Below are 24,851 nucleotides of genomic sequence, written 5' to 3'. Positions count from 1 at the left end.
TAATGTAATACCCCATAAGCGAATTGAATGACTGTATATAAAGTGTATGCTTTCTAACACCAGGTGTATTAACTGTACTATTATTATTAATACAGTTGAAATAGTTTGTCAACGTTATCTTTGACTTCACTCTTAATACGCGATACCTTTATATATATGAAGTGACATATATAAGATCCAAGCCCCGTTAGCGAGGCAGCACATGTAAGCGGATCATGTTCAGACAAATACATGGAAAGGTTGTTCCTCTCTTTCCCATTCCGTTATGATGGAGATGACCAAATATAGCGTTGAATCTAACACCTTATAAGGGAGAACTCCGATGAATCAGCAAAATCAGGCTTTAAATCATACAGAGTCAGACGGCTCGGCACTGAACCAAGCAGTTCCGCGCGTATTAATCGTAACCGCCGTGGATGCGGAGAAAGATGCCGTACTTCGCGGTCTTGGTGATCAATCCGCGGAAATGTTTGACGTGATTGCTGGCGGGGTAGGCCCGGCAGCAGTTGCAGCAAGTACGGCAGCCAAGCTGGCATTCGCCGCAGCGGCTGGCGGGAAGGTGCTGGCGCAGGGCTCAACCGCGCCAGCCGGATCGGATGCGGCGCAGGCATCTGCCGCATCCCCGGGGCCCCTTGCCGGAGCAGGCCTGACCCCAGCGTACACGCTGGTGATCAGTGCCGGCATTGGCGGCGGGTTCCCCGGCCGGGCGGACGTCGGCTCACTCGTGGTGGCCGACGCCATGGTTGCTGCCGATCTGGGCTCGCAGACGCCAGACGGCTTCCTGAGCGTGGACGAGCTCGGATTCGGCTCGTCCCGTGTGGCGGCGGACGCAGAGCTTGCCGCTCGCCTGCGCCATGAGCTGCAGCGGGCCGGGCACGCTGTCAGCGGAGGCACAGCGGTCACCGTGTCCACGGCGACCGGAACGGCCGAGACGGCCGCGGAGCTGCTGCGCCGCGTGCCGGATGCCACCGCCGAAGGCATGGAAGGCTTCGGCGTGGCAACGGCGGCCAAGCAGTTCGGCGTACCTGCGCTCGAACTGCGGGCCATATCCAACGCGGTCGGTCCACGCGACCGCGATGCCTGGCGCATCAAGGATGCCCTGGATGCGCTCCAGGCGGCAAGTTCCATTTTACGGGAGGTACTTACATCATGAAAATTGCATTTTCCCCTTGTCCTAACGATACATTTATCTTTCACGCCTGGGTGCACGGACTTATTCCGGGTGCTCCGGAACTGGATGTCCGCTATGCGGATATCGATATTACGAATGGTCTGGCTGCTAACCCCGGCGGCCCGGATGTCTTGAAAATTTCTTATGCAGCCCTACCTTACGTGCTGAACGAGTATGCTCTGCTGCCTTCCGGCGGAGCACTGGGAAGAGGATGCGGACCACTCGTTCTTACGGCTAACGGCACTACTGATCCTGCATATCTGTCCGGACGGCGAGTTGCCGTGCCGAGTGAACGCTCAACCGCTTATCTGCTGTTCCGTCTATGGGCAGCGCAGAATGTTCCAGGAGGCGTGGGCGAAATTGTTGTGATGCCGTTCGATCAGATCATGCCAGCGGTACGGGATGGCAAAATCGATGCAGGTCTGGTCATCCATGAAGCGCGCTTCACGTACCAAAACTACGATCTGAAGCTGATGACTGATCTGGGCAGCTGGTGGGAAAGCGATACCGGCCTGCCGATCCCGCTCGGAGCAATCATTGCACGCCGTAATCTGGACGCTCATGCACTCGCTGGATGGGCACGTGCATCCGTGGAATACGCTTGGGCACACCCGGATGAATCCAAAGAATACGTCATGGCGCATGCACAGGAAATGGACCCGGATGTTGCAGCACAGCATATTGATCTATACGTGAACGAGTTCAGTGCCCATCTGGGCGATGACGGCTATGGAGCAATTACAGCCCTGCTTGGACGAGCGATGAAAGAGGGCCTCGTTCCCGAATTCGACCTGAATCTTCTGCGGATCTGATCTGGCCAGCAAACAGCAAGCTGTTCGTTAGGATGAATACGGAGCCTGCCTACCTTCGGTTTTAGTTCTTTTTGTCTCTAACGAACCTGTCGCAACCTATTCGGAGAATTCAGACGTAATGGACAGGCTGATGAACAGTAGACACATTATTCGGGCAGAAACTGGGGACAGAACAAGTGAAACGGTGAAATAAGTCATTTACGATGCGTCACACCCAACGAACCTCTGGTACCTTTTTTAATAAGAGATACTGAGTTCGTTAGCTTTACTCATCAGATCTACTCATTAGCTCAAATCATCAGCTCTATTCATCTAAGCAGCGACACTGGTTGCCTGTACGGTGCCACTAATTATGTATCAAAAAAGGGGCTGTCCCATAGTCATCAATATGACTTCATGGGACAGCCCCTTCTATCTAATTTTCGTTACTTACAATCGAATCTAGCACATTACAAGTTAGAATAAGACATATTTCAGAAAACGTTTTAGTTACTCCATTCAATCCCTATTGCAACGAACGTTACTCACAGGGTAAGTCTCCCTTAACTTAGCTACTACCTCACATACAAGAAGACCATGATTTACGCTTCCGCCACTACGGTGTGTATCATTACCCGCAAGGCATCAAGCATTGCACTTTTCGGCAGCGAAGGCACCGACGGCTGCAGCAATGACATCTCAGTTGAAGCCGGGAAATGCACAAATCCCGCCCGGATCGGCAGCTGCTGCAATCGAATGTAATCCAGCACACGATACATCGTATTATTGCAAATATACGTTCCGGCAGTATTGGATACCGCTGCTGGAATACCTGCCGCAGTCATATTATTCACCATCGCGCGGATGGGCAATGTCGAGAACAGGCCGTCCGGACTGCCTTCGGTTATGGGCTCGTCCACAGGACGTTGTCCCTGGTTATCGGCATAGGAGCCAGGCGGAATGTCTTTTACATTCACAGCGATACGCTCAGGTGTCACAGCCGTCCGGCCTTTGGCAAGACCACAGGCAATCACGACATCCGGACCATATGCTTCCATCTCGGCAATCAGCAGATCCGCACATTCATCGAAATGTACCGGCAGCAGCACGGTTTTCAGTTTGGCGCCTTCCACCACTTCCTGTGCGAGAGCTTCCATCAGTTCTCCCGTGGGATTCACGGCATCCCCGCCAAAAGGCTCAAACCCTGAAATCAGAATTTTCATCCTAGTCCCACTCCCATCCATTCATTTCGTATCCCGTATGATTTCTCTGCATACTTACCTACATAGAACCATCCGGTTATGATGGTTTACCATTACTCAAATTTATATCGCAAGCCCCACTGTCCACGAATGGTATCCATCAGTTTCATGATCTCAAGGGACTCGTCCAACGGTATAATTGAACTTTCCGTTTTGCCTTCCAAGATGCAGCGTCCAGCCTCTTCTGCTTCAAATGCATAGCCGATGCTTGTCCGATCATCCATAAACTTCTCGGGCTCGTCCTGACCATTCATATGCAGATATGCTTCTTTACCAGCGAGGAAAAGCGGCAAACGGATATACCCTTCCGTACCGTACACGACAGCTTCGTTGCTCAGGTTCAGACGGACTGCCCCGTTCAATGATGCCGAGCGTCCTTCCGAATAAGAGAGCAGTACGGAGAATTGTTCATCCACACCGGTCTCTCCGATGTTCGCCGTGCTCCAGACATGCTGCGGCTGCTCGCCAAAGATCATGGACGCGAATGAAACAGGATACACGCCAGCATCCAGCAGAGCTCCCCCGCCCAGATCCGGATTCAGCAGTCTTCCTTCAGGCTCCCAACCGATACGGAAACCAAAATCCGCTTTGACAAGCCGCACTTCACCGATTCGTCCTTCGGCAATCCACTTCCGCGCCTGAACAATCGGAGGCAAGAACCGTGTCCACATACCTTCCATCAGGAAGAGCTTGCGGCTGCGAGCCGTCTCCACCAGCTGCTCCAGCTGACGTCCGTTCATCGTAAACGGCTTCTCACACAGCACTGCTTTTCCCGCTTCCAGACAAGCCATTACATTTTCTTTATGAAAAGGATGCGGTGTAGCAACGTAGATAATGTCCACTTCTGGATCCTGCAGCAGTTCTTCATACGATCCGTATCCGCTTGCAAAACCATATTCAGCTGCAAATTTCTCCGCACTTTCCCGTGTACGCGAACCAACCGCTGCCTTCACGGCATTGCCGGCATGCTCCAGATCTCTGGCAAACTGGGATGCGATCCATCCTGTGCCCATAATGCCCCACTTTACCTTGTCTTGTCGTCCCGTAACTCCTGTCATATGAAAGCCTCCCTTGTATCCTATTGGTAGAACCAATTCTGACTCACCTCTATATTACCAAAAAGAACCTCTCACGTCAGACGTTGGTTTCAACTCCTATTTCCCATGCTTGCACTGAGCAGCTTTCATTTCAATTCTCAAGCATTTTTGCTAAGATTATCAGCAGATCACGGATGAAAGGAAGATCCCGCTGTGTCTACTCTCGTAACCATTCAACAACTCACCAAGCATATTGGAACGACTGAGAAGCGTCTCTTGTTCGAGAAGGTGAATGCCTCTGTCGATGAAGGAGAGCGAATTGCCGTACTGGGTGCATCCGGACAGGGCAAAAGCACGCTGCTCCGCATCCTGTCCTTATTGGATGTGCCCGATGGCGGAGATATCCTCTGGCAAGGCACCTCCTACCTCGATTCCGATCCCAGGACCTGGCGCATGCGCATGTCCTATGTTGCACAACAACCCGTTATGCTCGCAGGCAGTGTTGAAGATAATTTGAAAACCGTTCACTACCTCCACCGGACATCCTATGATTCACATCTGGCTAGCCGTCTGCTGGCCGGAGTGGGGCTGGAAGAACTGGATATACATAAAAGGGCCAGTGATCTTTCTGGCGGAGAAAAACAGCGCATAGCGCTGATCCGTTCCATCATGCTTCGTCCCAAGGTGCTGCTTCTGGATGAAGTCACGGCTTCTCTGGACCGGACCAATGCCAAGCTTGTCGAACAGCAATTGACCGAATGGAGCAAGCAAGAGGGCATTTCACTCGTATGGGTCACCCATGATCAGGAACAGGCACGCTCGTTCAGCACAACGACATGGTTCATGGGCGAACAGACCCTGCTGGAACGCCAGCCCACCTCCCTTTTCTTTGCCCATCCACATTCCGAACTGGCCCGTCAATACATTCTGCGTCCTGCCCCCGAGGCAGATAAGGAGAACACATGTCCATCCTCGCACTGAGTTTCACTATCATATTTATTATGCTGACCATGCTTATTTCAGTTTGGCAGAAGCTTGGTTTGGAGAGAGATATTGCTGTAGGTACCGTTCGTTCGGCGATTCAACTGCTGCTGGTCGGATATGTACTTCAATTTATCTTCAACTCGGACCACCCTGCACTCATCATTGCGATTGTCGGTTTTATGATAACCGTGGCATCCTTCAACGCGGGTAAACGAGGCAAGGGACTACGCCGAGTCACCCTATATATCGCAGCAGCCATTACGGTGACCGAATTATTGATGATGGGACTCCTGCTGGGTCTTCACATTGTCGAGCCGACCCCGCAATACATTATTCCACTCAGCGGAATGACGATTGGCAATGCGATGGTTGTCTCGGGGCTGTTCCTGAATCAGATGAAACGTGAGGTTGAAGCTTCCAAAGGGGAGATCGAGACACTGCTCTCTCTGGGTGCTGCGCCCAGACGTGCATTTCAGGATGTATTGAAACGCTCTGTCAAATCCAGCATGATTCCGACCATTGACGGCATGAAAACGGTAGGCCTCGTTCAGCTTCCCGGCATGATGACCGGCATGATTATCGCAGGCGCCGACCCCGTCGAAGCTGTCCGTTACCAGATTCTGATTGTGTTTGCCTTCACCAGCTCGGCAGCCATAACCAGCATCATACTGAGTCTGCTGACGTACAGACAATGGTTTACCTCAGATATGCGTCTACGCTCGTTATAGAAAGAATCGATTCATTGAATATATAGAACGAAGGGAGGTCCCTCCATGATAAGCAAATCAGATATAGTTCATCATCCAAACGCTCATCCCCCTGTGTCCAACAACATGAACCTCAGTATTATGGCCACGGGCAAGGAAGCTATTTCACCGAGTGATCTGGGGCTTTTCCTGGAAGATACCCTGCTCGAAATTCATCAAACAGACCTGATCAGGTTCACGAGCAAGGAGTGGACTTGGAGTAAACCCGATATTAACCACCATACCTTTATATACATGCATAAATTTACGGGGAAACTGAAAATGAATGGTACTGAGCACCTCGTTACCCGCAAATCTGCCTTCCTCTGCAATCCAGGCACTGCTTTGGAATTATTCAGTGACGCAGGGCATGAGACCGAGCTGTATATCATCAATTATGATCTGTTCCGGGCAGCGGAGAAGAGCGAAACACGAATTATTTATGAGCGTGAATCAAGCTTCCCGGTACAGGGCTGGATTCAGGGCCCTTATTACGGCATACAGCGCATTGCAGCTCAGTTGACTGCGGATGACGGACCAACCTCACATAAAAAGAAAATGCTCATGACCGAGTTGCTGCACATGCTCTGGCCTCAGGAAGAGCAGATAAATAACGATAGCGCAGAGGACGACCCGAATCAGTGGCTCCAGGTAACGATGCAATATATGCGCGACAACTATATGCATGAGATCAAACTGGAGAAACTGGCCGAACTGGCAGGCATGCATCCATCGTATTATTCGCAGCTTTTCAAGAGCCGGATGTACAAAAATCCAATTGAATACGTAACCCATCTGCGCATGAACCGTGCCAAGGAACTGCTGTTGACCTCGGACATGCGCATTCGCGATGTGGCCCGGAATGTCGGTTACCGGGACGAATTTTATTTCAGCCGGCGTTTTCGAAACCATGCCGGCTACGCGCCAACGTCCTATGCGAAGCAGGTTCACCGCAATATTGTTTCGCTTTCATACCCCTACACCGATCATCTAATGACCCTCGGCATAACGCCTTGTGCGGCTCAGATTCAGGGACATCTACCCCATATCCCGAAATCACTCCGTCTGCCATTTCATGCGTATGAACCCTGGGAGCAAGGACGTCAGGCATTTCTGGATGTGAACCCCGACCTGATTCTGACCAAGGACAATGCAGCCGCAAAAGCTATGGAACATATCGGGGATATCGCTCCAATCATCACCATCCCCTGGAATCAGACTGACATGTTCGGTCATCTTCATACGATTGCATCCATCGTGGATCGCACCCAGGCAGCGAATGACTGGCTGGAACGGCATGAACGCAAGGTTGAGCGTGCACGCAAAAAGATCAGGGAGACGATTGGACAGGTAACGGTTGCGGTATGCACATTAACTGCGAAGGGGCCGCGTATGTACAGCACCCGTAACTTCGGTCATGTGTTTTATCGCAGCCTGCAGCTGACTCCACCTGAACGTATTCAATCCGAGCTCGCTGGTAAACCTCCAGGTGTAGGTTTCAACTGGATGTCCATCACTCCAGGAGAATGGGATGGACTGGAGGCTGATGTTCTGCTGCTGGCCGTGACCTCGGTGAAAGAACGCGCCTCCCTGCTGCATCAAATCCAGGCTGATCCACGTTGGAATCAGTATCCGGCCGTCCGGAATGGGCATGTTCATGTTATTGATTGGAATTCGTGGGTTGTATATGCACCCTATTCCATCAACATCCAGCTGGATGAGGCCGTCATGTTATTGACGAACAAGGCATCCTTTTTGTAATCTAAAAAATGTCCATCACCCGAATCTTAATTTATGCCATGTACGGGCCTGAATTAAGATTTTATAATGAACTCTAATTGATAATGATAATCAATAACAGCAGAGCTGATCTTGCTGGCAACAAAAGGAGTGACCCCCATTCAACATCCGGGACTGCCACATCGTCCGTCCAATTCAACTAAATCCCCGGTGACAATAAGCCTGATGTTTTTGTCAGCCATCGCCATTCTGCTAATTAGTCTGTTTGTCGCCATATCGCTTGGTGCCAAATCACTAACACTCGAAACGGTATGGGCGGCCATATTTCAGTACAATCCGGCTCTGACACCGCACCAGATTATTCATGAGCTCCGTCTCCCCCGTGTAGTTGCTGCCGCTGTCGTAGGCGCAGCCTTTGCGGTTGCAGGAGCGCTGATGCAGGGAATTACGCGCAATCCGCTGGCGGATACGGGAGTACTCGGCATTAACGCAGGTGCCACCTTCATGGTGGCGTTGAGCTTTGCCATCTGGCCGGGACTGCCTTATGCCTGGCTTATGGGTCTTTCATTCATTGGTGCCGTGCTGAGCACCCTATTTATTTTCCTGCTGGGGTCGGCCGCGCCGGGAGGACTGACATCCATGCGGCTGACGGTTGCAGGTGCTGTCGTTGCCGCCATGCTGAGCTCGCTCAGTACAGGTGTCGCGATTTATTTTGACCTAAGTCAGGATCTCGCCTTCTGGTATGCCGGTGGCTTTGGCGGTATTGAATGGCGGCATCTGAGACTCATTGTTCCTGTTCTTCTGATCACATTGCTGCTGACCATGCCTCTTGCCCGGAGAGTATCCCTCATGTCGCTCGGAGAGGAAGTTGCGCTGGGCCTGGGGATTAATATTCGCATGACCCGATTCCTTGCACTCACGGCTGTGGTTATACTGGCAGGCGTGTCCGTATCCGCCGTTGGCTCGATTGGATTCGTCGGGTTAGTCATTCCGCATATTTCCCGTAAACTCGTTGGTGTCAATTATCGTCTGATCATTCCCATGTCCTCCCTGCTCGGGGCCATCCTTCTGGTATTGGCCGATCTGGGGTCACGCATCGTAAATCCACCGGAGGAGCTGGCGGTAGGCATCATGGTTGCTTTTGTCGGTGTACCGTTCTTCCTCTATCTGGCCCGCAAGGAAAGGAGGGCATTGTAACATGAGATCCACTGTGCCTTCACGGGGAAAACGATCCATCGCAGTCAGCGTTACGCTGCTCTGTATTGCATGCGCAGTTATCGTGATTAGCCTGAATACGGGTACGATCCGTCTCTCTCCGCTCGCTGTACTGCAAACGCTGCTTGGTTATGGCAGCCCGGATGATCAGATTGTGTTGTTCGATTACCGTTTGCCTCGCATTCTCATTACAGTACTGGCTGGAGCAGGACTTGGTATCTCGGGTGCGGCCCTTCAAGGCATTACGCGCAACCCGCTTGCCGATCCCGGTATTCTTGGCCTTCATGCAGGAGCAGCATTTGGGCTGATGGTTTTCGTAAGTCTGTCCTATTCCATGGATGGCTCGATTGCCCTGCTGATCCCCTTGTTTACTTTTGCAGGCGGAGTCATCTCGGCACTGATCATTATGCTTCTCGCCTATGACCGGCATAACGGGGTATCTCCCATCAAGCTGATCCTGGTCGGTATCGCTGTCGCCGCAGGGTTTCATGCGCTAACGTTATATCTGTCTCTTCGGCTGGATGAAGATACGTATTCCTTCGCTGCCCGCTGGCTCGCCGGCAGTGTGTGGGGTCGGGACTGGATTCACGTGCAGGCTCTGCTTCCATGGATTGCAGTTTGTGTTCCCTACATCTGGAGCCGTTCCAAAACGCTGGACGCTTTCGGTCTCGGAGATGCAGCTGCCACGGGTATCGGCACACCTGTCAGGTCCCAGCGCATATGGCTTCTTCTATGTACTGTAGCGCTGTCAGCCGTAAGTGTATCCATGGCGGGAGGCATTGGCTTTATCGGGCTGGCCGCGCCACATCTCGCCCGCAGACTTGTCGGTCCGATGCATCGCCACCTGATTCCGGCGGCCGGTCTCATTGGCATGGTCATCCTGGTTACCGCCGATACGATTGGACGAACCATTTTCCAACCGAATGCCATCCCCGCAGGTATTGTGGTGGCTGCCATTGGTGCGCCTTATTTTTTATATCTGCTGGTGCGAACCAAATGATCAAAGCCGTTGATCTACTTTATTCATCTAATTATTAACATCCAAGTGATGTCCAAGGAGAATGTGAATCTTCATGTTAAAGAAAAACCTATTGCTTGCTCTGAGCATTTGCCTGATATTTGTGCTTGCCGCTTGCGGAACTGCCAGCAATTCTGGCTCTTCTTCCGCTACTGGCAGTACTTCCACGGGTAGTACTTCCGAGCAGCAGAATAACAGTGCGGCTTCCGGAGAACAACGCATCGCGTCGATGTCCATCCACCTGACGAATGACTTGCTGGCGCTTGGCATCACACCCGTGGGTTCCGTAATTGGCGGCGAAGCCAAAGCGTTCCTGTCTCATGTTGCAGATCGCCTGCAAAACACGACGCCGCTAGGTCCGGTGAAAGATCCCGACATGGAAGCTCTGCTTGCCCTGAAACCCGATGTGATCTATCTCGATGAAGAATATTCCGGTGAGGACATTGCCAAGTTTGAGAAAATCGCTCCTGTGCATGTATTTAATCTGGATGACGGTACATGGCGTGATCATCTCAAGGACATTGGCAAGCTGGTCAATCGTGAAAAGGAAGCAGAGCAATATATTCAGGATTATGCAGCAGAGACCGAAGAAGTAAAATCATTAATTCACGGCGAGATCGGTGATGGTAGCGTGATGGCCATCCGTGTTACTGCCAAAGAATTGCGTGTATTCAGCACGCGCCGTCCTATGGGGCCGATCTTGTATGATGATCTTGGACTGACCCCGGCCAAAGGCATATCAGATATCGATTCCACAAAGCCTTACCAGGTGATCTCCCGTGAAGTACTGCCTGATTTCGATGCAGATGCCATCTTCGTAGTGGTGAACTCGGATGAGGAAGCGGAGAACATGTTCAAAGAACTGCAAAACAACCCGATCTGGCAAGGGCTAAAAGCCGTTAAAGCCGGTCACGTGTACACCATCGGCGCGCAGCCTTGGCTGGACTATTCCGCAATTGGCAATAAAATGGCACTGGATGAGGCCAAAGAGATGTTTATCCAAAAATAAACCAGCATCACACTGGAGAAATCACAAAAAAACCTCGCTTACGAACTGGAGAGGGAACGGCAGACTTGCGGTCCTGTTCTCCTCCGTCCGAAGCAGAGGTTTTTTCTCTATATATTAATGAAAGCCTGGCATTCCTCATCCTCATAAGGTGCAAACGACAATCTCAACATCCGTGTCAGCAAACGTATCCTGAATAATGCTGCTTACTTTGTCCCACTTCAGTCTGTCGAGTCCGCAACCAATCTGCGGCATGGCCAGCTTACTGATTTCTTGTTCTACACAGACGTCTCGCATCGATTGCACCGCGTGGGTAAACGATGAATAGGTCGGTTTATTCGAAAACTTCGCTTTGGTTACCAGATTCAACGTACGCCCTACCGGGTAACACCGTCCAATCTCAAGCGCTTCCTGCTTCGCCTGCTCCTGTAGAACCTGAAGTCCGAATCTTTCCCGAAACTGTACTGCAATTCCCGCCCCCATGCGGGCATCAGCGGAAATACAATGAGCGAGCGTATAGCCTTCATCCATTGCAAACAAATCTTGTTGGATCTCACGAAATTGCATCTGAATCCTCCTTCTTCACATATTAAAATGAATTACTTGCTGTTCAAAGCAATTGTTCTTGAAACGCCTTGATTATTCTCTGTCCAGCTGATCTGTCCAACACAGCAAAGACTATTTGATCAAAGGACTGCCTGAAATTCTCCTGTACCAGGACTTCATGGAAATACCTCGCCACATCCACCGGGTCATTCCGGAACACCCCGCAACCATAAGCTCCCAGAACAAGGGTACGATGACCATTCGTCGCTGCCACGTCCAAAATATACCGAATTCGCTCCTTCATGACCGATTCGATCTGCTGGTCATCTGCCTGCTCCCGTTCCTTCACAACGCCAGCATTTACGGCAGGAGCCGTAATAAAAGAAGTCGTGTAATATTGGGCTAGCAGCCGGTCCTCATCATCACGTATGACCGGTACACCCGGCGAATAGATCATATAGTCTGAATACAGACAGGTGCGCAGCTTACGATTATGATCATACATTTCATTCATTTGAGAAATACAAGGATATAACCCGGAAGCCCGGGCGAGACTCTCTTCCTGTGCCTGACTTCCACCCAGGAAACCTCCACCCGGATTTTTCGCTGAGGCAAAGTTAAGGCAAACGACATCCGTTCTCCCCTCATCTACCACGAGACGTGAAGCTGCCGCAAGCGTTGTCTCACCAGTGACTTCAATTTTAGCAGCTGCAGACTTAGGCGCTGCCTGTAATTGGCGCACCTGCTCCCGAAGTGCCGGAAGCTCATCCGGACGGTATAAAACGGAACCCTGAATCGCTTCTTTCAAATCTTCCTCAATCGATACCCTGCGGTCATATCCGTTGATGTACTGCCCCTCTTCCAGGATGGCCAGTGTTTCCTGGGCAATACGAGCCCGGCCCGTTCGCTGATTCGTGCTTTTTAGCTGGTTATTTTTCATATGATGGTTTGTATTCATTCTAATCACTTCCTATCTCATCTCTTAGCCGGGTCAGAATCTCACCGAGCCAGTTGGTTCCCCGCCATGTTCTGCGATAGCGGATACGCGGATCTTCTTCTGCCAGTCCAACGCCCCAGATTCGGTCATCCGGGCTTGCTTCCACAAGGGTCGTGCCACGGGTGGCGAGCAATGCGGCGAGCAGGTCTTCATTTTGTGTAAATTTGGCCTGATTGCCTTCATAAACAATGCGTTTGCAGTTTGCTTCCCATATCTCTTGGTTGAACCCGGCTACCTGTCTGCCCAGCTTTTTTTGTACTGAAGCCGAGCTTGCCTTCAAAATCTTGTCCGCCATGGCCTGATCGCCAAACAGCAGTGCTTTTTGATGCATCATGTACTGTTCAGCACTCGTATAACTGATTCCGTTCACCGTAAAATCAGCCGGATGCCACTGGGAAAAGGGTGATGCGGTACGCCAAAAGAAAGTAAACTTCTCCATAGTTCCTTATGTCCTCCTTTCAATAAAACAATTATGTTGTCATACGCTCCGGGTTCAGTCTGTATAAGCGGGAAGGACGATGTCCTGCATTGCCCGTAAACTCTCCGGTTTCGATCACCCAATCCGCAATTTTGCGCCGGAAGGCTGCAGCCAGCAGCTTTTTGCCACTAATAATCTCATAGACCTTCTGCAGGGCCGTCAGCGTAAATGTCTCGGGCATCAGATTAAAAGCAATATCCGTATATTCCACTTTGGATCGTAACCGTTCCAGCGCATAATACATGATCTTGGCATGGTCAAACGCTATGCCCTCCACTTCCAAGATGGTCATGCTGCTGCTTCGCACGCTTCCTTCCACAGCTTCCTTCACCTCAATGACAGCCGATAGCTCCTCGGTTCCGTTCGACAACGTTAGCTGCACTCTTCGTTCCGTCGTTCGACCTCGTTCATGAATATGACGCTTCTCCTCAAGGAGCCGCTGTTCTACCCTGAACCAGTCCGCATCACTCGCATCGTCGCCTGCTTCCAGCTCAAGCTCGCTGCTATCAACGAGCGCCATATACGAGCAGCTGATTACCCTTGTACGAGGATCGCGATGCACATCACCCCATGTGTACAACTGCTCCAGATAGATATCATCCAGCCCGGTCTCCGTAACCAGCTCGCGGCGTGCTGCATCTTCCAGGGATTCCTGCATGGACACGAATCCACCTGGTAATGCCCACTTCCCTATATAGGGATGACCACCGCGGCGAATCATCAGCAGCTGAAGTGCAGGCTCAGCCAGTTTGCGATAATTGGACTGAGCTTCACTCCTTATCGTGAAGACAAGCATATCTACCGTCACCGAAGGACGCTCATAATCGCCTGCATTATATGTCTCCAGAAACTGCTGCTCGCTCATATTGCCATGATTCAGATGGTCCAATGGTCGGCCCTCTGAATAACCTTCATTTGTCATATTTAAAACCCCATTCTGTTATTAACATAATGTTATTAACAATTAGATAATAAGAAGTTAACATATCTATTAGCCTTCGTCAATATTTCCCATATCAAAAAAAATAAGAACTGCTGTACGGGTTGGGATTGGGTGGGTGTTAATCGTGGTGTAAAAGTTTGACCTCTTCTGCATACAGGTGCCGGAAAATTGAAAGGGTGGATTCAGTTTTGTGTTCGCACAATATCGGAGTCAGCTCTCTTTTTTTTTGCCTGCACACCAGTTCGAAGCAGTTGTTAAACGAACAGTGTGGTAACTGCCCTAAGCCAGCCTTTCATACTGCATCATTTCAATGTCTAAGGAAATAAATTCCTGCTAAATTCCTGATTCAGGAAAAAAAGGGTTGACGGTGCAAAGTGGAGGTCTGTATACTGTGTATATTGATATATACAGTATACACAGCTTGTATAGTAAAAGTGTGAGATGGAAAGGCCGGCTTGGTGGCTAACCCGCAGCGATTATTTCAGTACAACTGTATTATATCTATTTTAATACAACTGTGTTATATTAACTTCAATTCACTCGTATTAATAAGGAGGATGTGTTGCTGGAATGAAAAGAATTGTATTATTGGATGTTCTTAGAGGATTTGCGATTATTGGTACATTGGGGACGAATATTTGGCTTTTTGCATACTTAGGCTCTCTGAACAAAATGTTTGGCGATCCGCTTCAACCCTGGTGGACCTCGGGTGATCGTTTACTGCAAACACTGATGCTTTTTCTGGTGAACGGAAAATTCCTCGGACTGCTTACTCTTCTCTTCGGGGCAGGCATGGAATTAAAGCGGCAAAAAGCACTTCGTGAAGGATATGTCTGGCCAGGGGTTTACATATGGACATGTGTGCTGCTGCTCATTGATGGATTGCTGCACTACACGTTGGTCTTGGAATACGATGTGCTGATGAGTTATGCAATTACTGGCATCATCGTGTCCTTCATCATCAACCGTTCCCGCCGCTTTATTTTGATCGTGATGGGGCTCATGGGTGGTATACATCTCATCGGAGTGGGCGGAATTACCGCACTGTTGGCCCTTTCAGAGAGTGGTGCCACCTTCAATAACATGGACGTGATTGCCAAGCTATACGCCACAGGAACATGGTGGGAGCAGGTTCTATTCCGGCTGGACAACTTTGCTTTCTTTCGAACAGAGTCCATCATCATCATTCCGCTGAATATATTTCTGTTCCTGCTGGGTTCCATGCTCATGCGTGCAAACCTATTCTCAGACGAAGCATCCGGACGTCTTAGACGCCGCAAATGGATGAATTTCGGGCTTGCCGCCGGCATTCCTCTGAACCTGCTCCTGCTGGTGCCGGGAGGCAGCATGGACTTGTTTGTTCGGTACATCAGTGCACCGATCCTTACGTTCGGCTATCTTGGGCTAATCGCTTACATGCTGGAGAAAAATAGGTTCGCCGGTCTCTTCAGGCGGTTCGAAGAGATTGGCAAGATGGCATTGAGCTGTTACATTCTGCAAAACATTCTGGCTTCCGCCATCTTTTACGGATGGGGTCTGGGACTTGGTGGTTATCCCTCTTCGCTTGTGGTTGTGTTACTGTGGGCCGGCATCTGTATTGTATTAATGTTATTCTCACATGCATGGCTGCTCAAATTTAAATCGGGACCGGTCGAATGGTTGTGGCGCAAGCTCTCCATCTCTCCTGCCGTCAAGTCACAGTCACGGACTGAACAGATGTAATATCAAAAAGGGTAGGGTTACCTGTAAGGGCAGCAAAGTATTTCTCTCTCTTCAGTTCGAGCTCCGGATCCGTTCCGGAGCTCTTTTTCTTATGTTGCAAAACCTTCATCGCTCCGCCGCTGGGGATACGATGCCCTCACATATTTAATTTGACCCTACAAATGCCTTGACGATATGTAAGATCAAACTTATGATTTAGTTAGTCGACTAATTAATAGGAGGGTAGCTTATGCATTCAGCCCGCAGCGAACGGCTGCTCGGACAATTATCCGAACTTGTGAAGCTGCATCGCTATAAAGTTCATGAGAAGCTGGTTAATCACCCCGAGCTGTACCCGGGACAACCTCCACTGCTGTTCCAGCTTGACCGTGAAGATGGTCAAACCCAGAAAAGTCTGGCCGAGAAGCTTCGCCGTGCTCCTGCAACCGTTACAGTCATGCTGAAACGCATGGAAACATCGGGATATGTAAGGCGTGAAGCCGATCCGAATGACCAGCGCAGTCTGCGTGTCTATCTGACCGACCAGGGCCGCAGCGCGCTCAAGGATTTGAGTGAGGTATTTCAGGAACTGGAGCTCCAGGCTCAGGAAGGATTTACGCCGGAAGAAACGCAGCTCATGTCAGCGCTTGCACAGCGCATGATTCACAACCTTCGTGAATCCTGAATGACGCATGGAATTTTTGCAAGATGATTTTAGACTTCATTAAATGAGGTGATTTCCCTATTGTGGACGTTAAAACGATTTTTGACGCCTTATAAGTCAGCCGCCATACTCGCTCCACTCCTCATGGTGCTGGAGGTAGCCATGGACCTGCTTCAGCCGAAGCTGATGTCCAGCATTGTGGATGATGGCGTGCTTGCCGGTGACCTCCCCCATATTGTACGCACGGGGCTGTTCATGCTTTTGTTTGCCCTCATTGGCTGGGTTGGCGGAGCAGGCTGTACGCTCTTTTCCAGCAAAGCGTCTGTTGGATATGGCACCGATCTGCGCCAGGAGCTGTTCGATCATATTCAAACCTTTTCCTTCCGTAATCTGGACACATTCCAGGAAGGGTCGCTCATTACACGTTTAACGAGCGATATTACGCAAATGCAGACCTTTGTGCAGATGCTACTGCGAATGTTCATCCGGTCGCCGATGCTGATCATCGGCAGTATTATCATGGCATTTACGATCAGTATCAAGCTGGCGCTGATTCTCATGATGACCGTACCCGTTCTCTTTGTCATTCTGTATATTCTCATATCCGCTTCCTACCCGCTATTTGCCAGCGTGCAGAACAAGCTGGATCAAGTCAACGCCGTTCTGCAGGAAAATCTCGCTGGGATTCGTGTCGTCAAGGCTTTTGCACGGGCGGACACGGAGAAAAAGCGTTTCAATCAATCCAATGAGGATTATACGGGAACAGCGGTGAAAGCCTGGCGTATTGTTACGCTGAATGCACCTGTACTCAGCCTGATGCTGAATGCGACCATCGTAGCCGTATTATGGTTTGGCGGGTTTCAGGTTGTAGGAGGCGATATTGCAGCCGGGGATCTGATTGCTTTTATCAACTATGTAACGGTGGTGCTCTCCTCCCTCACTTCCATCGGCATGATGATGATGAGTTACTCCCGGGCCAAGGTGTCTGCTGCGCGGATCAACGAGGTTCTACATACAGAGCCGGACATTCAGTCAGGCCAGGAAGCTCAGATTGAGAATGCATTGCTAAATCTGGCCATTCAGGTTGGTTCCAATCCGGCATCCAGGGGTACTCGCCGACCAGGTGAGGTGGAATTCCGGGACGTTTCGTTCCGTTATGACGGCGAAGATGCTCTCACGGGAGTTAATCTTACTGCGCGAGCAGGGGAAAAAGTGGCTTTACTCGGTTCCACCGGTTCAGGCAAGACATCACTCGTGCAGCTGATCCCCCGCCTATATGATGCCTCACTCGGCGAAGTACTCGTTGGCGGCGTTAATGTACGGAACTGGGATCTTCAGCTGCTTCGCAGCAGAGTGTCCATTGTATTGCAGGAATCCATTCTGTTCAGCGGCAGCATTCGGGATAATATTAGCTTCGGCAGACCGGATGCCACGGATGCCGAGATCCGTGCGGCAGCGCGGGCAGCGGCGGCGGATGAATTTATCATGAACCTGAAAGATGGATACGACACGGAGCTTGGACAGCGGGGAGTCAATCTCTCCGGCGGGCAGAAACAGCGTATTTCCATTGCGCGTGCCCTGCTCATGCGGCCGGATGTTCTTATTTTGGATGACAGTACGAGCGCAGTCGATCTGCGGACCGAAGCAAGCATTCAGAGAGCACTGCATTCCCTGATGAAAGACAGTACAACCTTTTTGATTGCACAGCGCATATCTTCGGTGAAGGATGCTGACTGCATTTACGTGCTGGATGAGGGGCGAATCGTGGCAAGTGGTACACATGACGAACTCATGGCCAATTCCACACACTATCAATCCATTTATGATTCCCAACAACGGAAGGAGGATGTTCAATTTGGCTAAACCTGCATCTTCCTCCGCGCAGCCACCTGTCGTCCCTCCTACCTTAAGACCTGGACCGGGCCGGGGACCTGTTCCGAAAGTAAGAGCCAAGAATGCCAAGCACGCCATCCTGCGAGTATGGTCTTACATGGGACGTCATCGCAAAGGGGTTATCATGGCTCTGGTCCTTACCGCTCTGGGTACACTGCTTAATCTGGCGGGACCTTACCTTCTGGGCCGTGCCGTCAATGAGCATATTGTTCCGAAAGTGACAGACGGCCTATTGAAGGACTGTCTTCTGTTACTGACGGTATATGTCCTGAGTTCGCTCATGATGTGGGGACAGTCTTATGTCATGATCGGCGTATCCCAATTGACAGTGAAGGATCTGCGTCAGGCTTTGTTCTCCAGGCTGCAGCAGCTGCCCATAAGCTTTTTTGACAAAAATCAAAGCGGAGACCTGATGAGCCGGGCTACCAATGATATCGATAACGTATCCACTACCCTGAATCAGAGTGTGACTCAGCTGATGTCCAGTGCGATCCTTCTTGTCGGTTCGCTGTCGATCATGCTTGCTCTGGATATCCGGCTGACACTTCTCAGTCTGGTGACCGTGCCGTTAATCACCATTGCGACCAAGCTGATCGCTTCCAGAACACGCAAACATTTTTCTGCCCAGCAGAAGCTTCTCGGTGAGCTGAATGGTTATGCGCAGGAAACGATCGCCGGACAAAAGGTGGTTGCCGCCTATAACCGTCAAGAACAGGCGCACCAGCATTTTGAAAACCTGAATGAAAAGCTGCGTACAGCCAGTACGCAGGCCCAAACCGTATCCGGGCTGGTTGGACCTACGATGAACGTCATGAACAACATTGGATTTGCCATTCTCGCGGCAGTAGGTGGATGGATGGCTTACCACGAATTAACGTCCATCGGACTGATTGTAAGCTTTCTAGCCTATTCCCGGCAGATTGAGCGACCGCTTAACGATCTTGCGAACCAGTACAACCTGATTCAGGCAGCCATTGCCGGTGCCGAGCGTGTATTCCAGATTATGGATACTCCAAGTGAATACGATGAGAAACAGGAGAAGCAGCTGGACCACATTCAAGGCAAAGTTGTTTTTGATAATGTATCCTTTGGATACAATTCCGACAGAGCGATTTTGAAAAATGTCAGCTTCACCGCGCAGCCTGGCGAGATGATTGCCCTCGTGGGACCAACGGGTGCCGGCAAAACAACCATTATTAACTTGCTCCCCCGCTTCTATGAAATTACAGGCGGAAGCATTACCATTGATGGCACGAACATCTCGGAGCTGGAGAAGGATCACCTCAGGCGCGGACTCGGCATTGTGCTGCAGGATGCCTACCTGTTCTCGGGAACCATTCGTGATAATATTGCCTACGGCAAGCCGGATGCGACCGATGAGCAGATCAGGCAGGCAGCTGAGCTGGCCAATGCCCATTCATTCATTCGCAAACTGTCCCAAGGTTACGACACCCCCATTATTGCGGGCGGAAGCAATCTGAGCCAAGGACAGCGGCAATTGCTGACGATCGCTCGGGCCATCCTCGCCGATCCGGCCATTCTGATTTTGGATGAGGCAACGAGCAGTATTGATACCCGTACGGAAATGCAGATTCAGGAGGCGATGCGCACGTTGATGAAAGATCGGACCAGCTTCGTCATCGCCCACAGATTGAGCACGATCCGGGAGGCGGATCAGATCCTGGTTATCGATTCAGGACAGATTGCCGAACGGGGTAACCACGAGGATCTCATGCAGCAAAAAGGGTTTTATTATCAGCTCCATCAAGGTCAGCTAAACTGATCCATCAACTGAGCGACAACATCAAAACGCCGCACGAAGGTTCCGTGTACTGGGACCTGTGCGGCGTTTTCGTTTGTTCTTGGAGGTAGCTTGTTAACCAATTACTCCACGGCTACTACAGGGAGCTCCAGTGTAAACATAGAGCCGACTCCCACTTCACTTCGCACTGTAATCTCTCCATGGTGATCATGGGCAATCTTCTGGCAGAGCGACAGACCAAGCCCTGTCCCTTCTTCCTTCGTTGTATAAAATGGATTAAATATATCGGCAAGGGCCTTCTCCGGTATGCCGCTTCCTGTATCCGTGATGGATGTATATGCTTTGTCTCCTTCATGAACAAGAACAATATGTACTTCTCCGGGATCATTCATCGCTTCGAATGCGTTGCGTATCAGGTTGATTAACACCTGTACAATCTTGTCCCGATCCATGTGCACCATAACAGCATGTCCCGTCAGCTCAAGCGAAATCCGGTGACCGCGCGATGCTGCATCTGACTCGGTTAATGACAAAACACGTTCAAGGCACTGGTCCAGCTTCTCCGGTTTCATTAGATGAGCCTGCGGCTTGGAAAATTGCAGAAACTCTGCAGTCAGGTCCGTGACCCGGATCACTTCGCCCATAATCACTTCATACCATGGGGCAATATTGAAGGCCTGGCCCCGAGAAAGCTGTAGAAAGCCTCGAATGGCCGTGAGCGGATTACGGATTTCATGCGCCATGCCGGCTGCCAGTTCTCCAACAGCCCTGAGCCTTTCCGAACGGTAGATCTCTTCTTCATTCTTAATCCACTTGCTGCGCTGTGCCTGAAATAGCCGCTCCTCTGCAATCGTTATTAACTGCTGGAGGGTCTCTTCTGTCTCCGGATAGATCGAAATGCTATACGTAACCTGTAATCCTTTCAGATCTGTGGTTTGCATCATACTTATTCGTTCCTCGATACCCGCAACCTCGGGCAAAATGATTGAAAATCGATCTCCCGCATAACGGGATATCCCATATGCATCCGCAAAATGCTTGGAGATGCTCCGTCCTGTCCCAGCTATGATGGTACTCCAATTGTTTTCCACTTCCTTGTTAAATCCGTTGAAGTTCTGGATGTTCAGAAGAATGAGCAAAAAGGAGCGCTGCTTCTCTGCCGTCTCTTGCAGTGCATTCATATATCCTTCATAGTTGAGCAGCCCTGTAAGCGGGTCGTGCAGGGTGAGGAATTGATTTTTTTCGCGCAATCTGCGCTTTTCAGCTTCGCTGTTAATTAATGTATGGTACAAGAAAATAAAAACAACTGCTGAGAGGATATCAAATAGGGACACCAGCAAGGTGTATAACTCTATTGGTACATAGGATAGGCGAATCAGTGTATATTCCAGCACAATTAGAAAAGAAATCGGCAGTGTTTGAGCTACTCGCTGTTTGTCCTGGATCATTGTCATGATGAGCAAGTGGTATAACAGGTTACACCAGTTCAATTCACTGAAATAATGGAATACGCCAAGGAAAATCCATTGGATTTTCTGTAATACAGGATATCGTCTTTCTCCATAAATGCTGGCAACAAATAAGGCTCCGGCAAGGATCATCCATGTGAGGCTGGAAGTGCGGCCCAGAAAATAAGAGGACAGGATTACAAGCAGGCAACCCAGCGGGAAAATAACCCTTTTCATCGTGTACGTTAGCAAACAGCCTCGCCCCCTTTGACAATCTACTCACATCTAACATTTCATTTACATGCATTATATCGATTATGATTAGCTAATGTTGTCGATTATTGGAAGCTCTCCAAATTGGAATGGATAGGGCTCATGGATTATATACCATTTATTTAGTATCTTGAATAGCGATCCTGCATATCATCCATCCTTTTTCTGGTATGTTATAATACAATAATGGATTTATTTTCAATAAAATTGGGATTTGAAGGTGATTTTCGTGGTAGAACAGAAACGACCATTCGGTCCGGGCACCTTTTCTCTGCTCATTGTGGCTTTGGGATTTGCATTTAATTATGCATGGGGGCCTGATGATTTTAGGTTCGGGTATTATCTGTTTCATAAGATGAATTGGCCAATCTATAGCAAGGGTGACGAAGGACTGATCATTCCAACAGTAATAACTGCAATCTTTTGGATCCCTGCCATCATTATTGCAAGAAAACACAAAGTACACTACGGTACAAAAACCGCTTCAATCGTGGCCGGTGTTATGCTAATCATCTGTTTCATAGGCCCTTTGGTTACTGTGTTGGATTGGATCGTCAATTCATAAAGAAAAAAGAAGCCAGCGCTCTGACGTCCCAGAGCGCTGACTTTGTTCTTCCTCTCGACTAATCTATTTCTTCGCCATATATTTGCGGATATCAAATGCAACAGCGGCAACAATAATTAATCCTTTAATAATTAGCTGCCAATAGGGACTTACACCGATAAAGGTAAGGCCGTAGTTGATAACCCCGAAGATGAGCACCCCGGCCATAACACCTGGCACTGTACCGATGCCTCCGGCTGTTGAGACGCCGCCAACGACACACGCTGCTATGGCATCCAGCTCATACATATTGCCGTAGTTATTCGTCGCTCCGCCTGTGCGCGCTGCCTCCAGCACACCACCCAGTCCATACAACGCTCCCGCAATGGCATACAGAGCAATCAAATTACGTGCGACGTGAATTCCTGACACATGTGCGGCCTGGATATTGCCGCCAATGGCGTACATATTTTTGCCGAGGCGGGTTTTGTTAAAAACGACCCAACAGATTAAGGCTACTGCAATCGCAATCAGTACAATATAGGGGATCGAGTAGCCACCACCCAGATCTATATAGCCTGATCCGATCACCGTAAAGTCCGGTCTAAGTCCTCCAATCGGCTGTGACTGGTTGGGCTCTGTATCAAAATAAATCGAGTTCAATCCATAGACAGCCACCATCGTTCCCAATGTAGCGATAAATGGAGGTACATGCAGCTTGGCGACTATAATTCCATTTACCAACCCGACAATCAGACCAGCCACAATCCCAATTATAATGGGCAGCCCCACCAATAAATGAGGCAGATCCGGGAAGAACCGATTGGCATATTCGTCAATTTGCAGCATGGACGCGGATACCACTGCCGTCAGACCTACAACCCGGCCGGCAGACAGATCGACCCCACCGGTGACAAGGATGAAGGCCGCCCCGAGTGCAATGATGGCCCTTGTGGAGGACTGCTGCAATATATCCCGTAGGGTAGAGAAAGCAAGGAAGTTCGGGTCTGCGATGGCAATGCCGATGACAAGCAGAATAAGTACGATAAAGATGGCTCGCTGCGTTACATACTGTTTTACCTGATTGATGACTTGCGTGTTCATCTGTTTCCTCCTGTCTAAGCCATCCGCTGCTGAGCGGCCAGCCTCATAATTTCCTGCTCTGTGGCGTCGGCTCCGTCTACAATGCCGGTCAGCCTTCCTTCACTCATCACCATGATCCGGTCGGACATCCCGAGCAGTTCAGGCATCTCCGAGCTGATCATGATAATGCTTTTGCCCTGACGAGCCAGTTCCGTAATAATGGTGTATATTTCAAACTTGGCACCCACGTCAATGCCCCGCGTCGGTTCATCAAGCAGCAGAATTTCCGGACTGGTCAATAACCACCGCGCCAGAAGCACTTTCTGCTGATTCCCCCCAGACAGGTTTCGAATCAGCGTGTTAACGGAAGGCGTTTTAGTTCTGAATTTCTGGGTTTGCTCCCTTGCCTCTTCGCGTCCCTTCTTTTCATCCAGCAGCCCAACCCGGTTCCGGTACCTTCCCAGACTCGCAATGATCGTATTTTCATACACGGACAACACCGGAAATATGCCCGTAACCCTACGCTCCTCAGTCAGCAGCGCCATATGATGACGTTTCGCCGCGGCGGGTGAGTTGATCTTCACCTTGCGTCCATGAATCGAGATTGTGCCTGAAGCGAGACCGCGCAGTCCGAACAAGGATTCAATCAGCTCCGTCCGCTGTGCCCCCACGAGCCCGCCAATACCGAGTACTTCCCCTTTTCGGAGCTCAAATGTAATATCCTTGAAAGAGTGGGCCTGGCTAGATGTTAACCCTTCTGCCTTCAAAATCACTTCGCCAGGAACGTTGGTCCGTTCTGGAAAACGTTCGTCCAGATCCCGTCCAACCATGCGGGTAATGATCAGATCGGTAGTCAGATCAGCAGCATCCCAGGTACCAACAACAAACCCGTCACGCATAATGGTGACTTCGTCCGAAATCGTAAGGATTTCCTCCATTTTGTGAGAGATGTAGATAATCGACACGCCGCGGCTGCGAAGCTCGTTAATGATGGCGAACAGCTGCTCTACTTCCTTGCCTGTCAGAGATGAGGTCGGCTCATCCATAACAATGACTTTCGATTGAAAAGATACCGCTTTGGCGATTTCCATGGATTGTATTTTGGATACGGATAGCGTTCCTGCCTGTGCCTTCGGGTCGATATCCAGATTCAGGTCTTTAAACAAGGCCAAAGTATCGGCATACATCTTCTTCTCGTCGACCAGCAACCCTCTCATCGGAAAACGCCCCAGCCATATATTCTCCATCACGGGTCGATGAGGCACCGGATTCAGCTCCTGATGGATCATGGATATGCCATGCTGCAGTGCTGCTTTCGAATTCGGAATGTCGACCTCTTTTCCATCGATTCGAATCGTCCCTTCATCCGGTCGGTACATGCCAAACAAACATTTCATCAGTGTGGATTTACCTGCTCCATTCTCTCCCATCAGAGCGTGGACCGATCCAGGCTTCACCTTCAGGGTGACCTGACTAAGTGCCTGCACACCCGGAAATCCCTTCGAAATTCCATCCATCTCCAGCAGATAAGGTGATGCCATATAGGTTC

22 protein-coding genes are annotated in these 24,851 nt (G+C 50.1%); 13 read left to right on the top strand and 9 right to left on the bottom strand.

The annotated features are described in order from the left end of the window. Positions 1-322: 322 nt before the first annotated feature. Both MHB82_RS04985 and MHB82_RS04980 read left to right on the top strand, forming a co-directional pair. Positions 323-1,153, top strand: coding sequence for a futalosine hydrolase (locus MHB82_RS04985; protein ID WP_341174013.1), 831 nt, complete (start codon positions 323-325; stop codon positions 1,151-1,153). After that, positions 1,150-1,983 (top strand): 1,4-dihydroxy-6-naphthoate synthase, encoded by an 834-nt coding sequence (locus tag MHB82_RS04980; protein WP_110755982.1) that lies wholly within the window; start codon positions 1,150-1,152, stop codon positions 1,981-1,983. The genes MHB82_RS04985 and MHB82_RS04980 overlap by 4 nt, the downstream gene beginning before the upstream one ends. 581 nt (positions 1,984-2,564) lie before the next feature. On the opposite strand, the gene MHB82_RS04975 is transcribed toward MHB82_RS04980, so the two are convergent. Further along, positions 2,565-3,185 carry a pyroglutamyl-peptidase I gene (locus MHB82_RS04975; RefSeq protein WP_341174012.1) on the bottom strand — a complete coding sequence of 207 codons (621 nt, stop codon included), beginning with the start codon at positions 3,183-3,185 and terminating at the stop codon, positions 2,565-2,567. A gap of 92 nt (positions 3,186-3,277) precedes the next feature. Beyond that, complete coding sequence (locus tag MHB82_RS04970) at positions 3,278-4,282, bottom strand: Gfo/Idh/MocA family protein (RefSeq protein ID WP_341174011.1); 1,005 nt, start codon at positions 4,280-4,282, stop codon at positions 3,278-3,280. A gap of 192 nt (positions 4,283-4,474) precedes the next feature. Between MHB82_RS04970 and MHB82_RS04965 the strand changes: the two genes are divergently transcribed. The 6 genes from MHB82_RS04965 to MHB82_RS04940 all read left to right on the top strand — a co-directional run bounded on the left by MHB82_RS04965 (position 4,475) and on the right by MHB82_RS04940 (position 10,973). Next, positions 4,475-5,242 (top strand): ABC transporter ATP-binding protein, encoded by a 768-nt coding sequence (locus MHB82_RS04965; RefSeq protein ID WP_341174010.1) that lies wholly within the window; start codon positions 4,475-4,477, stop codon positions 5,240-5,242. After that, positions 5,224-5,973 carry an ABC transporter permease gene (locus tag MHB82_RS04960; RefSeq protein ID WP_341174009.1) on the top strand — a complete coding sequence of 250 codons (750 nt, stop codon included), beginning with the start codon at positions 5,224-5,226 and terminating at the stop codon, positions 5,971-5,973. Before MHB82_RS04965 ends, MHB82_RS04960 begins: the two co-directional genes overlap by 19 nt. 45 nt (positions 5,974-6,018) lie before the next feature. Further along, entirely contained in the window at positions 6,019-7,752 is a 1,734-nt protein-coding gene (locus MHB82_RS04955; RefSeq protein WP_341174008.1) for a helix-turn-helix domain-containing protein, read from the top strand. A 204-nt stretch (positions 7,753-7,956) separates the two neighbouring features. Continuing rightward, positions 7,957-8,928, top strand: coding sequence for a FecCD family ABC transporter permease (locus tag MHB82_RS04950; RefSeq protein ID WP_095361209.1), 972 nt, complete (start codon positions 7,957-7,959; stop codon positions 8,926-8,928). A gap of 1 nt (position 8,929) precedes the next feature. Continuing rightward, positions 8,930-9,946 (top strand): FecCD family ABC transporter permease, encoded by a 1,017-nt coding sequence (locus tag MHB82_RS04945; protein ID WP_341174007.1) that lies wholly within the window; start codon positions 8,930-8,932, stop codon positions 9,944-9,946. 73 nt (positions 9,947-10,019) lie between these two features. Then, positions 10,020-10,973 carry an iron-hydroxamate ABC transporter substrate-binding protein gene (locus tag MHB82_RS04940; RefSeq protein ID WP_341174006.1) on the top strand — a complete coding sequence of 318 codons (954 nt, stop codon included), beginning with the start codon at positions 10,020-10,022 and terminating at the stop codon, positions 10,971-10,973. Positions 10,974-11,114: 141 nt separating this feature from the next. Here the strand turns inward: MHB82_RS04940 and MHB82_RS04935 are convergent, their stop codons facing one another. From MHB82_RS04935 to MHB82_RS04920, 4 genes are read right to left on the bottom strand one after another with little or no spacing between them, the layout of a single operon-like run. After that, a complete protein-coding gene (locus tag MHB82_RS04935; protein ID WP_110755968.1) occupies positions 11,115-11,537 on the bottom strand; it encodes a macro domain-containing protein in 423 nt (140 codons plus the stop codon). Positions 11,538-11,580: 43 nt separating this feature from the next. Further along, positions 11,581-12,474 (bottom strand): TIGR02452 family protein, encoded by an 894-nt coding sequence (locus MHB82_RS04930; protein WP_445671216.1) that lies wholly within the window; start codon positions 12,472-12,474, stop codon positions 11,581-11,583. Between the two features lies 1 nt (position 12,475). Beyond that, a complete protein-coding gene (locus MHB82_RS04925) occupies positions 12,476-12,952 on the bottom strand; it encodes an NADAR family protein (protein ID WP_341174005.1) in 477 nt (158 codons plus the stop codon). Between the two features lie 31 nt (positions 12,953-12,983). Then, a complete protein-coding gene (locus tag MHB82_RS04920) occupies positions 12,984-13,913 on the bottom strand; it encodes an NUDIX hydrolase (RefSeq protein ID WP_095361166.1) in 930 nt (309 codons plus the stop codon). Positions 13,914-14,504: 591 nt separating this feature from the next. Here MHB82_RS04920 and MHB82_RS04915 point away from each other — a divergent pair. The 4 genes from MHB82_RS04915 to MHB82_RS04900 all read left to right on the top strand — a co-directional run bounded on the left by MHB82_RS04915 (position 14,505) and on the right by MHB82_RS04900 (position 19,975). After that, positions 14,505-15,656: a DUF418 domain-containing protein gene (locus MHB82_RS04915; RefSeq protein ID WP_341174004.1), complete on the top strand. Its 1,152-nt coding sequence runs from the start codon at positions 14,505-14,507 to the stop codon at positions 15,654-15,656. Between the two features lie 229 nt (positions 15,657-15,885). After that, positions 15,886-16,320 (top strand): MarR family winged helix-turn-helix transcriptional regulator, encoded by a 435-nt coding sequence (locus MHB82_RS04910; protein ID WP_095361164.1) that lies wholly within the window; start codon positions 15,886-15,888, stop codon positions 16,318-16,320. Positions 16,321-16,380: 60 nt separating this feature from the next. Continuing rightward, a complete protein-coding gene (locus MHB82_RS04905) occupies positions 16,381-18,162 on the top strand; it encodes an ABC transporter ATP-binding protein (protein ID WP_341174003.1) in 1,782 nt (593 codons plus the stop codon). Continuing rightward, positions 18,146-19,975, top strand: coding sequence for an ABC transporter ATP-binding protein (locus tag MHB82_RS04900; RefSeq protein WP_341174002.1), 1,830 nt, complete (start codon positions 18,146-18,148; stop codon positions 19,973-19,975). The genes MHB82_RS04905 and MHB82_RS04900 overlap by 17 nt, the downstream gene beginning before the upstream one ends. Before the next feature lie 101 nt (positions 19,976-20,076). Here MHB82_RS04900 and MHB82_RS04895 read toward each other — a convergent pair whose 3' ends face one another. Next, a complete protein-coding gene (locus tag MHB82_RS04895) occupies positions 20,077-21,639 on the bottom strand; it encodes a sensor histidine kinase (protein WP_341174001.1) in 1,563 nt (520 codons plus the stop codon). Between the two features lie 265 nt (positions 21,640-21,904). Between MHB82_RS04895 and MHB82_RS04890 the strand changes: the two genes are divergently transcribed. Then, complete coding sequence (locus MHB82_RS04890) at positions 21,905-22,240, top strand: hypothetical protein (RefSeq protein WP_110755954.1); 336 nt, start codon at positions 21,905-21,907, stop codon at positions 22,238-22,240. Between the two features lie 63 nt (positions 22,241-22,303). On the opposite strand, the gene mglC is transcribed toward MHB82_RS04890, so the two are convergent. Further along, positions 22,304-23,323, bottom strand: a complete 1,020-nt coding sequence (gene mglC / locus MHB82_RS04885) for a galactose/methyl galactoside ABC transporter permease MglC (RefSeq protein WP_341174000.1) — start codon at positions 23,321-23,323, stop codon at positions 22,304-22,306. Between the two features lie 14 nt (positions 23,324-23,337). After that, positions 23,338-24,843, bottom strand: coding sequence for an ATP-binding cassette domain-containing protein (locus MHB82_RS04880; RefSeq protein ID WP_183522482.1), 1,506 nt, complete (start codon positions 24,841-24,843; stop codon positions 23,338-23,340). Positions 24,844-24,851 lie beyond the last annotated feature (8 nt).

This window comes from Paenibacillus sp. FSL K6-2862, assembly GCF_038005125.1.
Classification (GTDB): Bacteria; Bacillota; Bacilli; order Paenibacillales; family Paenibacillaceae; genus Paenibacillus; species Paenibacillus illinoisensis_A.
This window is presented reverse-complemented; position numbering and strand designations above follow the sequence as displayed.